Source organism: Flagellimonas ulvae (genome assembly GCF_049333175.1).
Classification (GTDB): domain Bacteria; phylum Bacteroidota; class Bacteroidia; order Flavobacteriales; family Flavobacteriaceae; genus Flagellimonas.
Window position 1 is genome coordinate 4,033,657 of sequence record NZ_CP186325.1, and the last position, 18,062, is coordinate 4,051,718.

At 47.8% G+C, this 18,062-nt stretch carries 9 protein-coding genes; 8 read left to right on the top strand and 1 reads right to left on the bottom strand.

Going from position 1 to position 18,062, the window contains the following annotated elements:
- Positions 1-969: 969 nt before the first annotated feature.
- The 8 genes from ACOKFD_RS18885 (at position 970) to ACOKFD_RS18920 (ending at position 17,320) form a co-directional block, all read left to right on the top strand.
- On the top strand, positions 970-3,177 hold the full coding sequence (locus ACOKFD_RS18885; RefSeq protein WP_422861039.1) for an HYR domain-containing protein: 2,208 nt from the start codon (positions 970-972) through the stop codon (positions 3,175-3,177).
- 396 nt (positions 3,178-3,573) lie between these two features.
- On the top strand, positions 3,574-12,045 hold the full coding sequence (locus ACOKFD_RS18890; protein ID WP_422859312.1) for a hypothetical protein: 8,472 nt from the start codon (positions 3,574-3,576) through the stop codon (positions 12,043-12,045).
- 84 nt (positions 12,046-12,129) lie between these two features.
- Positions 12,130-14,091 carry an Ig-like domain-containing protein gene (locus ACOKFD_RS18895; RefSeq protein ID WP_422861040.1) on the top strand — a complete coding sequence of 654 codons (1,962 nt, stop codon included), beginning with the start codon at positions 12,130-12,132 and terminating at the stop codon, positions 14,089-14,091.
- A gap of 4 nt (positions 14,092-14,095) precedes the next feature.
- Positions 14,096-15,049, top strand: coding sequence for a PorP/SprF family type IX secretion system membrane protein (locus ACOKFD_RS18900; protein ID WP_422859313.1), 954 nt, complete (start codon positions 14,096-14,098; stop codon positions 15,047-15,049).
- A gap of 69 nt (positions 15,050-15,118) precedes the next feature.
- Positions 15,119-15,658, top strand: a complete 540-nt coding sequence (gene idi / locus ACOKFD_RS18905) for an isopentenyl-diphosphate Delta-isomerase (RefSeq protein WP_422859314.1) — start codon at positions 15,119-15,121, stop codon at positions 15,656-15,658.
- Positions 15,652-16,056 (top strand): 6-carboxytetrahydropterin synthase, encoded by a 405-nt coding sequence (locus ACOKFD_RS18910; RefSeq protein WP_299000936.1) that lies wholly within the window; start codon positions 15,652-15,654, stop codon positions 16,054-16,056. The genes idi and ACOKFD_RS18910 overlap by 7 nt, the downstream gene beginning before the upstream one ends.
- A 4-nt stretch (positions 16,057-16,060) precedes the next feature.
- Entirely contained in the window at positions 16,061-17,023 is a 963-nt protein-coding gene (locus ACOKFD_RS18915; RefSeq protein ID WP_422861041.1) for a type I phosphomannose isomerase catalytic subunit, read from the top strand.
- Between the two features lie 24 nt (positions 17,024-17,047).
- Positions 17,048-17,320: a hypothetical protein gene (locus ACOKFD_RS18920; RefSeq protein WP_422859315.1), complete on the top strand. Its 273-nt coding sequence runs from the start codon at positions 17,048-17,050 to the stop codon at positions 17,318-17,320.
- A gap of 1 nt (position 17,321) precedes the next feature.
- Here ACOKFD_RS18920 and ACOKFD_RS18925 read toward each other — a convergent pair whose 3' ends face one another.
- Positions 17,322-18,017 carry a DUF4369 domain-containing protein gene (locus ACOKFD_RS18925; protein WP_422859316.1) on the bottom strand — a complete coding sequence of 232 codons (696 nt, stop codon included), beginning with the start codon at positions 18,015-18,017 and terminating at the stop codon, positions 17,322-17,324.
- Between the last annotated feature and the right edge of the window lie 45 nt (positions 18,018-18,062).

An 18,062-nucleotide genomic window follows, 5' to 3' on the forward strand; every position in this document is an offset into this window, starting at 1 on the left:
ACTAATCCGGCCGTGACATTCATTGGTGATGTTAGTGATGGGGGTACAAATCCAGAAATAATTACGAGAACCTATAGAATCACTGATGACGCAGGAAACACAGCGGATGTCACGCAAACCATTACCATAACGCCTATAACAATCAATACGCAACCTTCCGACCAAACGGTGAGTTTAGGAAACAATGCAACTTTTACAACGAGTTCTAGTAATGCCGATACCTATCAATGGCAAGTAAGTACAAATGGAGGAGGGAGCTTTTCTGATGTAAGTGATGGTGCTGAATACTCAGGAACCACGACTCAGGTATTGACAGTATTGAGTGTTGATTTAACAAAAGACAATTACATTTTCAGAATTTTAGTATCCAATTCTTCAGGTTCTTGTCCCTCAGTTACCTCAAATGAGGCTACACTACTTATTTCTGTCGATACAGATGGAGATGGCATTGTGGATTCAGCAGATTTGGATGATGATAATGACGGTATATTGGATTCTGTAGAATGCCCCAATGCACTAACCGTACTTTGGGTAACTGATGGAACACCTGGAACGGAGGAGCAAAATACAATTAATAAACTAACGGCTTTAGGCTATACAGTCACTGTAGTGGATGATAATGTGGGTGGCAACGCAAACAACTTTGCCGTCACTTTCGTTTATGAAGATGTCTTTAGCAGTGATGCCTTCGCTAACGTTGCAAATATGACCACTACTTCCAATGGAGTTATAACAAGCGAACCTGCATTGCATGATGAGATACTAGGTGCATCAACTGGAGGAAATGGAACCTCCACGGAAGTAGAGATAGTAGATAACTCTCATCCGATAACTAGGGGACTCCCTCTAGGGAACTATAATATTGGAGATGCGCAATACTTTGGTAATGGATTGTCTACCGGAACGGTTTTGGGAAGAGATCCTAACAGTCTTGAAGGGTCTATTGTAGTTTGGGATTTAGGAGATGCCATGGAAACGGGCACTGCACCGGGTAAAAGAGCTATAGTACCTCACTCCAATGGAGGCGGAGGATTCAATGCGGCCGGTGAGGACTTATTGGTTAACACAATCATTTGGGCATCTCAAAAGGATACAGATGGAGATGGACTACAGGACTGTGTGGATACCGATAGTGATGGCGATGGATGTGGTGACGCTGATGAAGCCTACGGAGATGCAGATACTGATTTAGATGATAACGGGAGATATGGTTCTGGTTCACCTGCAATTAATGGAGATGGAACAGTGACAGCTGCCTCATATGCAGCTCCTGTTGATGGAGACAGTAATACCCTATTGGATTTTTTAGAAGCCGGCACGGCGGTTTCCATAACGACACAACCAACGGATAGTGCAATTTGCCCATCAGGAAACACCTCTTTTGCGGTTGCGGCTTCAAATGCAGATGCCTATCAATGGCAATTATTTGATGGTTCTACTTGGAATGATTTGACCGATACAGGTATTCATGGAGGTACTACAACTACAACGCTTACCATAACTGGGGCAAATGTATCAGATAACAATAACCAATATAGGGTTGTGGTTTCAAATTCAGGCTTTGTCTGCGGAACACAAACCTCAAATACAGTAACGCTAACAGTGGAAGATACAACGGCGCCTGTAATTTCTGGATGTCCCACGAACATTACAGTCAACGTAGATAGTGGAACTTGTGGAGCAATAGTCACGTGGACCCCTCCCACGGCAATAGACAATTGTGGGGGTGTTACGCTTACGAACAATAACTATAATCCGGGAGATAGTTTTCTGCCTGGAGTAACTACGGTAGTTTACACAGCTACTGACGATTCTGGAAATTCATCCACTTGTAGCTTTACTGTAACTGTTAATGACAATGAAGCTCCAGTAATAAATGGACCTTCGGATATTACGGTTTCAGCAGATTCTGGGGTATGCGAGGCGGTTGTAAACTATACATTACCCACAGTAAGTGATAATTGTGCGATGGGAGATGGAATCTTCCCTGTTTTTGAGGATTTTGAAGTCCCGAATAGAAATGCCCTAATAAATGAATGTTGGCAATTTACGGGCTCAACCGTATCCACAAACAATTCACTTTCTGGAAGTACCAGCATGAGAACAAGTAATTTGATTTCCACAGCATCTAGAAGATTGATAAGTCCATTAGTATACTTAAATGGAAATGGGCAAATCACTTTTACGCACAGAATAGACCGAGCTAGGAATAATAATAGAATAACAGTCTCTTTGGTCGACGAAGCGAATGTATCAACCGTAATTTTTAATGAAACGTATGCCAACAATAGCGTACAGGCCGAGGTTATCGATGTTAGTGTGACAGGAAATTATAGAGTAAGGTTCGATTTTGAAACAGATAACAACGCAACTGATAGGGCCCGATTGGATGACCTCACGATTCCTGGGCTTAAAATAGCGGATACATCAGGCTCTGGAGCTTGTCCAGCAGCTATACTTCAACCCGTACAGACGGCAGGTTTTGCGACAGGAGACCCATTTCCTGTAGGAACTACCACAAATACGTATGAGGTTACTGATGCATTTGGAAATACTTCAACCTATAGTTTTGATGTTACAGTAACTGATGATGAAGCCCCTACAGCAAGTAACCCTGCACCAATTGTGGTATTTTGTGCTTCAGATGTCCCACTAGCAGACCCATTGGTCGTTACTGATGAAGCTGATAATTGTACTGTAAATCCAACAGTAACATTTATAGGTGATGTAAGCGACGGTGGAACCAATCCCGAAACAATTACAAGGACTTATAGAGTGGAAGATGCTGCAGGTAATACAACAGATGTAACGCAAACTATTACAGTTTCTCAATTTTTAATAAACACACAACCTGCAAATCAAACCGTCATTGCTGGCAATAATGGTACTTTTTCAGTTATCGCCGTAAATGTGGATACTTACCAATGGCAAGTTAGTACTAACGGAGGTGTTAGTTATTCTGACATTTCAGATGGAACAGAATATACGGGAACCCAAACAGCTACATTGACAGTAAATACTCCAGATGTGGATAAAAATGGATATCTCTTTAGGGTAGTCTTGTCAAATTCTACAAGTAGTTGTCCAGATTTAGTATCGAATTCTGCAATACTTACGTTGAGGGTAGCTAGAGTGATTACCAATCGTCGAATCACATACAGAGTCAATAAAAATTAGAATAAAAACAGGTATTTCTTTCACAGTATTCTTTACATTTTTTTGACTCCTTTCTTTGAAAAGAAATCAATTTTAATTAGATGATTTTCCTAATCCGAACTCATTCATTTAGTATTTAAATACCTCTTCGGTCGAAAAATGCATACTCACTTAACCCTTGATTTTGGTGCTTTTATCGACCAAAAGCATGGGAGAAAAGAATACATGCAGAGAGAGATGACCTCAAAATTTCCTTACTAGACAGTAGGATTTCGGATGTACACAACAAATATTTTCACCCCCTAAGGGTATAGGTAATTTTGTTAAAAGATGTAGTGTGCCTAGTTATGGCAACACCCAACTAAACGAAAAATATACCAAATATCTCAACATACGATGTTGCTAAACAATAGCCCCATGAAGAAGTGCATCATATTTCTCATTTTTGTTTTATTCTCTGTACTAACGTTCTCACAGACCACGGTCACTTTGCAAGACCAATGTAATTGTGAAGTACTAAAGGGAACCGCAGTAAATACTCCAGGAGTAACTACACCCTCTGGAGCTGATGCTGGAGATATCTATGTCAATACTACAACTGGAACAATTTTCTTCTGGGATGGGGACTCTTGGGAGTTAACATCGGATGATAATCAGCAATTGCAGAGTTTTACATTGGATGGGCTAACCAATGAACTAACATTGACTTTGGAAGATGGAGGTAGTGTAAATGTTGATTTGAGTAGTTTGAGTGATACATTAACAGATACAAATACAACAGTTGTATCGTTTGAAATTGATGCGACCAACACAAATCTGGTAATTACAGATTCTGATACCAATACATTTTCAGTCGCATTAGTTGATTTAGCAAACTTAATCAATACCGACACCCAGTATACGGCCGGCAACGGACTTAACCTAGACGGCAGCAACGAGTTCACCGCTGTTGCGAGCCCTGATGCGAACAACGCACTGGACGTACGTGCCAACGGGATCTACGCGACCGACACGGATGACCAGAACGCCGGAGAGGTAGGCTTCGACGACACGACGGCCACCTTGGGCGAGACGGATGTACAGGGGGCGATAGAGGCACTGGCCGGAAGGACGGACAACGACACCCAATATACGGCCGGCAACGGACTGAACCTTGACGGCAGCAACGAGTTCACGGCAGTGGCCAGCCCTGATGCGAACAACGCTTTGGACGTACGTGCCAACGGGATCTACGCGACCGACACCGATGACCAGAACGCTGGCGAGGTAGGCTTTGACGACACGACGGCCACCTTGGGCGAGACGGATGTACAGGGGGCGATAGAGGCACTGGCCGGAAGGACGGACAACGACACCCAATATACGGCCGGCAACGGACTGAACCTTGACGGCAGCAACGAGTTCACCGCTGTTGCGAGCCCTGATGCGAACAACGCTTTGGACGTACGTGCCAACGGGATCTACGCCACCGACACGGATGACCAGAACGCCGGCGAGGTAGGCTTTGACGACACGACGGCCACCTTGGGCGAGACCGATGTACAGGGGGCGATAGAGGCACTGGCCGGAAGGACGGACAACGACACGCAGTACACAGCTGGTGGCGGTCTTGACCTTACGGGTACAGTTTTCTCTGCGGATGTGAGCAGTACGGCGGGCAACGCCTTGACGATAGATGCGAACGGTCTTTACGTTCCTGATACGGACAACGATACACAATATACGGCCGGCAACGGACTGAACCTTGATGGCAGCAACGAGTTCACGGCGGTTGCCAGCCCTGATGCGAACAACGCACTGGACGTGCGCGCCAACGGGATCTACGCTACCGACACCGATGACCAGAACGCTGGCGAGGTAAGCTTCGACGACACGACGGCCACCTTGGGCGAGACGGATGTACAGGGGGCGATAGAGGCATTGGCCGGTAGAACGGACAACGACACCCAATATACGGCCGGTAACGGACTTAACCTAGACGGCAGCAACGAGTTCACCGCTGTTGCGAGCCCTGATGCGAACAACGCACTGGACGTACGTGCCAACGGGATCTACGCGACCGACACGGATGACCAGAACGCCGGAGAGGTAGGCTTCGACGACACCACCGCCACCTTGGGCGAGACGGATGTACAGGGGGCGATAGAGGCATTGGCCGGAAGAGCCGACAACGACACACAATATACAGCGGGTAACGGACTGAACCTTGACGGCAGCAACGAGTTCACGGCAGTGGCCAGCCCTGATGCGAACAACGCTTTGGACGTACGTGCCAACGGGATCTACGCGACCGACACCGATGACCAGAACGCTGGCGAGGTAGGCTTCGACGACACGACGGCCACCTTGGGCGAGACGGATGTACAGGGGGCGATAGAGGCATTGGCCGGTAGGACGGACAACGACACCCAATATACGGCCGGTAACGGACTGAACCTAGACGGCAGCAACGAGTTCACCGCTGTTGCGAGCCCTGATGCGAACAACGCTTTGGACGTACGTGCCAACGGGATCTACGCCACTGATGACCAGAACGCTGGCGAGGTAGGCTTTGACGACACGACGGCCACCTTGGGCGAGACGGATGTACAGGGCGCGATAGAGGCACTGGCCGGCAGGACGGACAACGACACCCAATATACGGCCGGCAACGGACTGAACCTAGACGGCAGCAACGAGTTCACCGCTGTTGCGAGCCCTGATGCGAACAACGCACTGGACGTGCGCGCCAACGGGATCTACGTCACCGATGACCAGAATGCCGAGGAGGTGGACATTCTGGATACAGGTGGGAACTTTACAAGTGACAATGTAGAAGATGTGCTCGAAGAAATAGATAGCAGGATAGATGCGCTTGTACTCGCAGGTGGTTCCGATGGGAATGATTTCGTAACAGGTGGTTCTTTATCAGGGACCAACCTTACATTAAACATTCCAAATCAGATAGACCCTATAATTAACCTTTCAGCCCTACAAGATGGTACGGGAACCGACAATCAGACTGCCGGAGAGGTAGGCTTCGACGACACCACCGCCACCTTGGGCGAGACGGATGTACAGGGGGCGATAGAGGCATTGGCCGGTAGAGCGGACAACGACACGCAGTACACAGCTGGTGGCGGTCTTGACCTTACGGGTACAGTTTTCTCTGCGGATGTGAGCAGTACGGCGGGCAACGCCTTGACGATAGATGCGAACGGTCTTTACGTTCCTGATACGGACAACGACACCCAATATACGGCCGGCAACGGACTGAACCTAGACGGCAGCAACGAGTTCACCGCTGTTGCGAGCCCTGATGCGAACAACGCTTTGGACGTACGTGCCAACGGGATCTACGCCACCGACACGGATGACCAGAACGCCGGCGAGGTGAGCTTCGACGACACCACTGCTGCATTGGGCGAGACCGATGTACAGGGGGCGATAGAGGCATTGGCCGGTAGGACGGACAACGACACCCAGTATACGGCCGGCAACGGACTGAACCTAGACGGCAGCAACGAGTTCACCGCTGTTGCGAGCCCTGATGCGAACAACGCACTGGACGTGCGCGCCAACGGGATCTACGCTACCGACACCGATGACCAGAACGCTGGCGAGGTAAGCTTCGACGACACGACGGCCACCTTGGGCGAGACGGATGTACAGGGGGCGATAGAGGCACTGGCCGGAAGGACGGACAACGACACCCAATATACGGCCGGCAACGGACTGAACCTAGACGGCAGCAACGAGTTCACGGCGGTTGCGAGCCCTGATGCGAACAACGCTTTGGACGTGCGCGCCAACGGGATCTACGCTACCGACACCGATGACCAGAACGCTGGCGAGGTAAGCTTCGACGACACGACGGCCACCTTGGGCGAGACGGATGTACAGGGGGCGATAGAGGCATTGGCCGGTAGAACGGACAACGACACCCAATATACGGCCGGTAACGGACTGAACCTTGATGGCAGCAACGAGTTCACCGCTGTTGCGAGCCCTGATGCGAACAACGCACTGGACGTACGTGCCAACGGGATCTACGCGACCGACACGGATGACCAGAACGCCGGAGAGGTAGGCTTCGACGACACCACCGCCACCTTGGGCGAGACGGATGTACAGGGGGCGATAGAGGCATTGGCCGGTAGGACGGACAACGACACCCAGTATACGGCCGGCAACGGACTGAACCTAGACGGCAGCAACGAGTTCACCGCTGTTGCGAGCCCTGATGCGAACAACGCTTTGGACGTACGTGCCAACGGGATCTACGCGACCGACACGGATGACCAGAACGCCGGCGAGGTAGGCTTTGACGACACGACGGCCACCTTGGGCGAGACCGATGTACAGGGGGCGATAGAGGCATTGGCCGGAAGGACGGACAACGACACCCAGTATACGGCCGGCAACGGACTGAACCTTGATGGCAGCAACGAGTTCACGGCGGTTGCGAGCCCTGATGCGAACAACGCTTTGGACGTACGTGCCAACGGGATCTACGCCACCGATGACCAGAACGCTGGCGAGGTAGGCTTTGACGACACGACGGCCACCTTGGGCGAGACGGATGTACAGGGGGCGATAGAGGCACTGGCCGGAAGGACGGACAACGACACCCAATATACGGCCGGCAACGGACTGAACCTTGATGGCAGCAACGAGTTCACGGCGGTTGCGAGCCCTGATGCGAACAACGCACTGGACGTGCGCGCCAACGGGATCTACGCCACCGACACGGATGACCAGAACGCCGGCGAGGTAGGCTTTGACGACACGACGGCCACCTTGGGCGAGACCGATGTACAGGGGGCGATAGAGGCACTGGCCGGAAGGACGGACAACGACACGCAGTACACAGCTGGTGGCGGTCTTGACCTTACGGGTACAGTTTTCTCTGCGGATGTGAGCAGTACGGCGGGCAACGCCTTGACGATAGATGCGAACGGTCTTTACGTTCCTGATACGGACAACGACACCCAATATACGGCCGGCAACGGACTGAACCTAGACGGCAGCAACGAGTTCACCGCTGTTGCGAGCCCTGATGCGAACAACGCTTTGGACGTACGTGCCAACGGGATCTACGCCACCGACACGGATGACCAGAACGCCGGCGAGGTGAGCTTCGACGACACCACTGCTGCATTGGGCGAGACCGATGTACAGGGGGCGATAGAGGCACTGGCCGGAAGGACGGACAACGACACCCAATATACGGCCGGCAACGGACTGAACCTTGACGGCAGCAACGAGTTCACGGCAGTGGCCAGCCCTGATGCGAACAACGCTTTGGACGTACGTGCCAACGGGATCTACGCGACCGACACCGATGACCAGAACGCTGGAGAGGTAGGCTTCGACGACACCACGGCCACCTTGGGCGAGACGGATGTACAGGGGGCGATAGAGGCATTGGCCGGTAGGACGGACAACGACACCCAATATACGGCCGGCAACGGACTGAACCTAGACGGCAGCAACGAGTTCACCGCTGTTGCGAGCCCTGATGCGAACAACGCTTTGGACGTACGTGCCAACGGGATCTACGCCACCGACACGGATGACCAGAACGCCGGCGAGGTAGGCTTCGACGACACGACGGCCACCTTGGGCGAGACGGATGTACAGGGGGCGATAGAGGCACTGGCCGGAAGGACGGACAACGACACCCAATATACGGCCGGCAACGGACTGAACCTTGACGGCAGCAACGAGTTCACGGCAGTGGCCAGCCCTGATGCGAACAACGCTTTGGACGTACGTGCCAACGGGATCTACGCGACCGACACCGATGACCAGAACGCTGGCGAGGTAGGCTTCGACGACACGACGGCCACCTTGGGCGAGACGGATGTACAGGGGGCGATAGAGGCATTGGCCGGTAGGACGGACAACGACACCCAGTATACGGCCGGCAACGGACTGAACCTTGACGGCAGCAACGAGTTCACGGCAGTGGCCAGCCCTGATGCGAACAACGCACTGGACGTACGTGCCAACGGGATCTACGCGACCGACACGGATGACCAGAACGCCGGAGAGGTAGGCTTCGACGACACCACCGCCACCTTGGGCGAGACGGATGTACAGGGGGCGATAGAGGCATTGGCCGGTAGAGCGGACAACGACACGCAGTACACAGCTGGTGGCGGTCTTGACCTTACGGGTACAGTTTTCTCTGCGGATGTGAGCAGTACGGCGGGCAACGCCTTGACGATAGATGCGAACGGTCTTTACGTTCCTGATACGGACAACGACACCCAATATACGGCCGGCAACGGACTGAACCTAGACGGCAGCAACGAGTTCACCGCTGTTGCGAGCCCTGATGCGAACAACGCTTTGGACGTACGTGCCAACGGGATCTACGCCACCGACACGGATGACCAGAACGCCGGCGAGGTAGGCTTTGACGACACGACGGCCACCTTGGGCGAGACCGATGTACAGGGGGCGATAGAGGCACTGGCCGGAAGGACGGACAACGACACGCAGTACACAGCTGGTGGCGGTCTTGACCTTACGGGTACAGTTTTCTCTGCGGATGTGAGCAGTACGGCGGGCAACGCCTTGACGATAGATGCGAACGGTCTTTACGTTCCTGATACGGACAACGATACACAATATACGGCCGGCAACGGACTGAACCTTGATGGCAGCAACGAGTTCACGGCGGTTGCCAGCCCTGATGCGAACAACGCACTGGACGTGCGCGCCAACGGGATCTACGCTACCGACACCGATGACCAGAACGCTGGCGAGGTAAGCTTCGACGACACGACGGCCACCTTGGGCGAGACGGATGTACAGGGGGCGATAGAGGCATTGGCCGGTAGAACGGACAACGACACCCAATATACGGCCGGCAACGGACTGAACCTAGACGGCAGCAACGAGTTCACCGCTGTTGCGAGCCCTGATGCGAACAACGCTTTGGACGTACGTGCCAATGGGATCTACGCCACCGATGACCAGAACGCCGGCGAGGTGAGCTTCGACGACACCACCGCCACCTTGGGCGAGACGGATGTACAGGGGGCGATAGAGGCATTGGCCGGTAGGACGGACAACGACACCCAATATACGGCCGGTAACGGACTGAACCTAGACGGCAGCAACGAGTTCACCGCTGTTGCGAGCCCTGATGCGAACAACGCACTGGACGTACGTGCCAACGGGATCTACGCGACCGACACGGATGACCAGAACGCCGGAGAGGTAGGCTTCGACGACACCACCGCCACCTTGGGCGAGACGGATGTACAGGGGGCGATAGAGGCATTGGCCGGTAGAGCGGACAACGACACGCAGTACACAGCTGGTGGCGGTCTTGACCTTACGGGTACAGTTTTCTCTGCGGATGTGAGCAGTACGGCGGGCAACGCCTTGACGATAGATGCGAACGGTCTTTACGTTCCTGATACGGACAACGACACCCAATATACGGCCGGCAACGGACTGAACCTAGACGGCAGCAACGAGTTCACCGCTGTTGCGAGCCCTGATGCGAACAACGCTTTGGACGTACGTGCCAACGGGATCTACGCCACCGACACGGATGACCAGAACGCCGGCGAGGTAGGCTTTGACGACACGACGGCCACCTTGGGCGAGACCGATGTACAGGGGGCGATAGAGGCACTGGCCGGAAGGACGGACAACGACACGCAGTACACAGCTGGTGGCGGTCTTGACCTTACGGGTACAGTTTTCTCTGCGGATGTGAGCAGTACGGCGGGCAACGCCTTGACGATAGATGCGAACGGTCTTTACGTTCCTGATACGGACAACGATACACAATATACGGCCGGCAACGGACTGAACCTTGATGGCAGCAACGAGTTCACGGCGGTTGCCAGCCCTGATGCGAACAACGCACTGGACGTGCGCGCCAACGGGATCTACGCTACCGACACCGATGACCAGAACGCTGGCGAGGTAAGCTTCGACGACACGACGGCCACCTTGGGCGAGACGGATGTACAGGGGGCGATAGAGGCATTGGCCGGTAGAACGGACAACGACACCCAATATACGGCCGGCAACGGTCTGAACCTTGACGGCAGCAACGAGTTCACGGCGGTTGCCAGCCCTGATGCGAACAACGCACTGGACGTGCGCGCCAACGGAATCTACGCTACTGACACCGATGACCAGAACGCCGGCGAGGTAGGCTTTGACGACACGACGGCCACCTTGGGCGAGACCGATGTACAGGGGGCGATAGAGGCATTGGCCGGTAGAACGGACAACGACACCCAGTATACGGCCGGCAACGGACTGAACCTTGACGGCAGCAACGAGTTCACGGCCGATATAAGTACAAATTCAGGTAACGCATTGTTTTTTGATGGAGACGGGCTTTTTTCGACAGATAATCAAACTGCTACAGAAGTAAATTTGGATTCGCCTATTAATGTAGATGGAGATGGACTAATTGTAAATGATGGTTCAGTTTTAGGGACTCCATATGAGGTGAATCAAACAGGGATTAGTCCAACCGACCCTTCCACTGATACTACTTTAGAACGAACCGTTGAAGAAGCCATACAGGCTATGGCTCCAATTACTTCAAAAGCAGCGAGGGTGTTTTATCCACCCTCTATTGCTGTAGATGCTTCGGTTAACGGAACATTCTCCATAAACCTGTATGATGAGTACATCACCCAATTTGCAACACCAACGGTAGCTAGTTCAGGTGCTCCTTCAGCTATACCAAACTATCAACCAAGCGAATTGTATTACTATGTCACTTTCGCTGATCCTAATGTATTCGGGGATGGAACAACTGTGCAGAATATGTCAATTGATGCAAATGGAGTGCTATCCTATCAGGTATTTAACCAGCCAGCGGATTATAATGCACTTATCAATGTAGTGTTTGTAGTAAAATAACAACAGATAAGGACTAAAAGGATTTTGAATTCAAATAACATATACAAGTCTTTACTCATCGGATTGTTTATCCTGTTTTTTGGGATGAACTCCTCCAACGCACAATTTTTACTTCAAGCACCTTCCAGTGGTGATGAAAGTAACTATCAGTGGTTTGAAGCTTCAGATTTGGGTACAGTTTTGAGTACAAACTCATTTTATGAAGCTACACAACCTGGTGTCTATTTCGCCACCTATGATGGTACACTTTGCGGGTCAAATGCTACGGGATATTTTATTCTTACGGATTGTAGGGCTCCTGATAATCAGGTTACCTTGGATATTTCAGCTAGTGTTCCTTCTGGAGCTACGATTACCTGGAATCCTACAGTGAGCGGAGATCAAACACAACCTACGGTAACAAGTACAACCTCTGTTGAACGCTACGTGGCGACCATTTCAAAAGCCGGAAATAACAGCAATTTACCACGTTTTACAGTGGTGTGCATGAGTCAAGCTGCCACATTGGTGGATGATTTTGTAACCGTGGATGAAGACAGTATGGTGGATGTACCTATTTTCGCCAATGATTCTGATTTGCCTTCCACAGGTACCTTAACGGCAACCACTCCAACTAATGGAACAGTCAATATAAATGATAATGGAACCATCAATGACCCAACAGATGACGTAGTAACTTACATACCAAACCCTGATTTCAACGGTTCGGATTCCTTTGATTATACCGTTTGTAATTCATCAGGCGATTGTAGCACAGCTACTGTTACTGTGGATGTTTTACCTATTGTTGATGCTTTTGATGATTCTGTAACAGTATTACAAGATACTTCCATTGAAATTGACATATTGGCGAACGATAACGATATACATTCATCAGGATCTCTCACAGTTACTATTCCAGCGAACGGAACAGCCAATCTAAATACAAACGGAACTCCATCAGACCCATCAGATGATACAGTCACCTACGTACCCAATACAAGGTTTGTTGGGATGGATACCTTTCAATACACCATCTGTGATTTAAATGGAAACTGTAGTACGGCTACTGTGACAGTAACGGTAACCCCTCCTGGTGCTAATTTGGACACAGACGGAGACGGTATACTCAACAGCTTTGAAGATTTAAATGCAGATTTGGACAATGATCCTTCTACTGACCCTACTGATTCTGACAGTGATGGTATACCGGATTATCTGGATATTGATAGTGACAACGATGGTATTCCAGATAATGTGGAGGCACAAAGCACTGAAGGATACATTCCTCCGAGTTTGGTGGATGCCAACTCAAATGGAGTTGACGATGCCTATGAAAATGGACCGAACATAGGTCTGATTCCTGTGGATACAGATATTGATGGCCTACCGGACTATGTAGATGAGGACAGTGATGGTGATAACATACCTGATAACATAGAAGGAAATGATTTTAACCAGGATGGTACACCAGACGTAAGCTTTGTGGGTACTGATACCGATGGAGATGGTTTGGATGATGGATATGAAGGAGGTAGACTGGATGATTCTGATATCAATGATGAAATCAACGATCCTTTAAATGACTTACCAGATACTGATTCTGATGGAGAAGTGGATTTTAGAGATATGGATGATGATGATGATGGAATTGCCACTACTGATGAAGATTTGAACTTGGACGGTAACTATGTGAATGATGATTCTGATAATGACGGGATACCTAACTATCTAGATCCAGACTTAGGACCTACTGAAGAAGAAATACCAGATGTAATTAATGTAATAACTCCAAATGGGGATACGGTTCATGATGTCTTGACTATTAGAGGGATTGAAAATTTCCCAAACAATACTGTTAAAGTTTACAATAGATGGGGTGTTCTAGTATTCCAGACGCGGGGATACGATAATAATACAAATACCTTCGATGGTACTTCCACGGGGAGAGTAACTGTTGACAAAGACAACAAATTACCAGTGGGAACCTATTTCTACATTGTGGATTATGAAGACCAAAACGGAAGTATGAAACAACTCTCAGGTTACTTATACATTAACCGTTAAAGAAATGATGATAGTAGAGAAAAAAAGAGGAAAGTTAATTCTTGGATTGTTTCTGAGTTGTTTTTTTGCAGCAACCACCCATGTGTCTGCACAACAGGATGCCCAATATACCCAATACATGTACAATACCGTTAGCGTGAATCCAGCGTATGCGGGTTCCCGTGGGCATTTGAGTATTGCCGCGCTGTATAGAAATCAATGGGTTGGTTTAGATGGGGCTCCAGAAACCCAGACCCTCAATTTGCACACTCCAATGGGGTATAGAGGAGTAGGTTTAGGAGTATCCATAGTAAATGACAAAATAGGACCAACCTCGGAGACCTACTTTGACGTTGATTTTTCATACACCATTCAAACATCCTATAGTTCAAAGCTTAGTTTTGGATTAAAGGCAAGTGCCCATATGCTTGATATTCGTTTTTCTGAATTGGATGAATTTGAAATTGACCCCCAACTTCAGGCACAACAAGATATTCAAAATCAGTTTTCACCCAATATTGGTGCTGGGGTATATTACCACACGGACAGATTCTACGCTGGTTTTTCTGCTCCTAGAATTCTGGAGACCACCCACTTTGATGAATCTTCTATTTCAACTGCAAAAGAACAGATTAATTGGTATCTTATTACAGGGTATGTTTATGATATAAACCCATTCTTGAAATTTAAACCAACTCTGTTAACGAAGTTGGTACAGGGAGCACCCTTACAAGTGGACGTTTCGGCCAATTTTATGTTCAACGAAAAGTTTATCGGAGGTATTGCTTACAGATGGGATGCCGCTTTCAGTGGCCTTTTTGGATTTCGTATTTCTGATGAGATGCTCATAGGTGTAGCTTATGATAGAGAAATTACAGATTTGGGTGCTACCTCTTTCAATGATGGTTCATTTGAGATTATTGTTCGATACGATTTCATTCGTAACATAGGGAACTTAAAGTCTCCACGTTTCTTCTAACAACAATTTTTGTACAATATTTAGGTTGGTTGACAGGAACAATTCCTGTAAACGCCCTATTTTTACCCTATGAAAGAAGAAAATGTGATATTGGTCAACGAAGACGACCAACCCATAGGTTTAATGCCTAAAATGGAAGCCCACGAAAAAGCTGTACTACATAGGGCTTTTTCGGTTTTTATAGTGAACAAGTCTGGAGAGATAATGCTTCAACAAAGAGCGGAGGACAAATACCATTCTCCACTTTTATGGACCAACACTTGTTGTAGTCATCAAAGGGAAGGTGAAACCAACATTGAGGCCGGAAAACGAAGATTACAAGAAGAAATGGGATTTGAGGTAGAGCTCAAGGAACTTTTTTCATTCATCTACAAAGCACCTTTTGATAATGGACTAACAGAACACGAACTTGACCATGTTATGATTGGGTATTACAACGATGTTCCAGATATCAATCCTGAAGAAGTGGCCAGTTGGAAATGGATGCATCCCTCAAATATAAAACAGGATATCTCAGACAATCCCCAAGAGTATACAGCATGGTTCAAGATTATTTTTGAGCGCTTTTATGATTATCTTGTTGAACATAGTGAAAAGTCCTCATGGTAAAAGTTAGTAGAAAAGCACATTTTAACGCTGCCCATCGCTTGTATAATCCAGAATGGAGCTTCGAAAAAAATGAAGCGGTTTTCGGAAAATGCAACAACCCAAGATATCACGGACATAATTACGATTTAATTGTCAGTGTAGAAGGAGAGATTGACCCTGTCACCGGTTATGTTATGGATATGAAGTTATTAAAGGACTTGATAAAGGAGTATGTGGAAGACCAGTTTGACCATAAAAATTTAAATGAAGATGTTCCAGATTTTAAAAACTTGAATCCCACAGCAGAAAATATTGCTGTGGTCATATGGAATAAACTAAGACCTCATATAGACAACGCCAAAAATTTAGAAGTGGTTTTGTACGAAACACCACGGAACTTCGTAACCTATTCTGGCTAATATGTTGTATCCATTAAAATTTAAACCTATTCTTAAGGAGAGACTTTGGGGCGGAACCAAGTTAAAAGATGTTTTGGGAAAACCCATAAAAAGTGAAATCACCGGAGAAAGCTGGGAACTTTCAGGGGTGGATGGAGATATTTCAATAGTTGCGGAAGGACCATTGAAAGGAGTTTCACTAAGTGAGCTTATCGATAAAGAAAGGGAGAAACTTTTAGGAAAAAGTGTGGTAGAACGTTTTGGTATGGATTTTCCGATTTTGATAAAATTTATTGATGCAAAAAAGGACCTTTCCATCCAGTTGCACCCAAATGATGCCTTGGCAAAGGAGAGGCACAACTCATTTGGTAAAACCGAAATGTGGTACATTATGGATGCCGATCCAGGTGCCCAACTTATTGTAGGCTTCAATAAAACAGTGGAAAAGGCGGAATACGTAAAAAGCTTGGAGGAAAACACTCTTTTGGATTTGATGAATTACGAAAACGTAAAAGAAGGGGATACTTTTTTCATAAATACCGGTAAGATTCATGCCATTGGTGCAGGCGTCATGTTGGCCGAGATTCAGCAGACCTCGGATGTAACGTACAGAGTGTTCGATTTCAATAGAAAAGATAAAAACGGAAATCTAAGAGAGCTTCACACCGAACAGGCATTGGACGCAATGGATTATGAGAAAAAGGATGATTTTAAGGTAATGTATTCGAATCAGAAAAATACACCTAACTGCATGGTAGATTCGCCTTATTTTAAAACTAATTATTTAAACATTGACCGGACCATGGAAGTTGATTTATCATCTAGGGACTCTTTTACAATCTACATGTGTGTTGGCGGTGAAGTTAACGTTGCTAATGCAGCTGGGAGTGCAACCCTATATAAAGGAGAGACCATATTGGTCCCAGCATGTAGTAATTCAATTAATCTCAAGACGGATAAGGCAACACTTTTAGAAGTTAGCATTTAATATTACCTTTGAAAAAAACGAGGCATGGCTAGTATTCGTGACTTAAAGAAAGATGTAAATTTTGTATTGGGCGATATTATAGAGGCTGTCTATATTTGGGAAGCGGGCTCCGACAAAAAAAATTCAGAAGAAGGCAGTGTTATTATTGATAAGGCCATCATGGCTTTTGACGAATTAATGTCCAAAATTCATCAAAAGGAGGTGGATGATAAAAAAATCCATTTCAAAGACATAAGGTCGCAATTGGAAGTTAAAGCTACCCAATTAGTAGAAGAGTTGAACAAACTCGCTGACTAATCTATTCTTTCTTCAAGAACTCTTTGAACTCTTTACCGTATTTTGATCCCAAAACCTCTGGTGTCAACTGGCTGTAGATGGAATCCAAGTATTTTGGATTGGCCTCAGCAGCTTCGGTCATCATGATGTAGGGTGTTGCATAGGAGTCGGCATTGTTCAACCCAAAATTAAGAGCATAGCGGTATCGACTGATTATATTTCCACGAATCAGTTGTTGAATTGAATCTACTGCTAAAGAATCTTCCCGTATTTCTTCGGAACTGAATTTTTGAGTGAGTTCCAATTCCTTTATGTTGAATTGGGAAATCATTTCGTTGAATTCTTCCATTTTGTCATGGCTTTTGGATCCTGAAATCTCAGGACTCAAATCAAAAGTCTTCCATGAAGTGTTTATCACAATTTCTCCAGGCTCTCCAAAAAATATAATACGGTCGTTAATATCGTTATTGTCCTCTTTTTCAAGGTACAGATACAATACTTCAGGGCTTTCCAAATAATGGGAAAAGGAAAAGGTACCATCTCCCTTGATTTCCAAAGAATCCAAATTGACCACTGAAGAATCCTTGAATTGCTGAAAGAACAGTTTGCCTTTTTTCAAGCCTTTAATATTGCCCGAGACGGTCATATTATACTTCTTTTCGGTACTACAAGACCAAATCAGCAAACTTAAAATGGAGAACAATAGAATTCGTTTCATGAAAACACTTTTTGCGGGGCAAATATGCATATAATTCCTGAATTT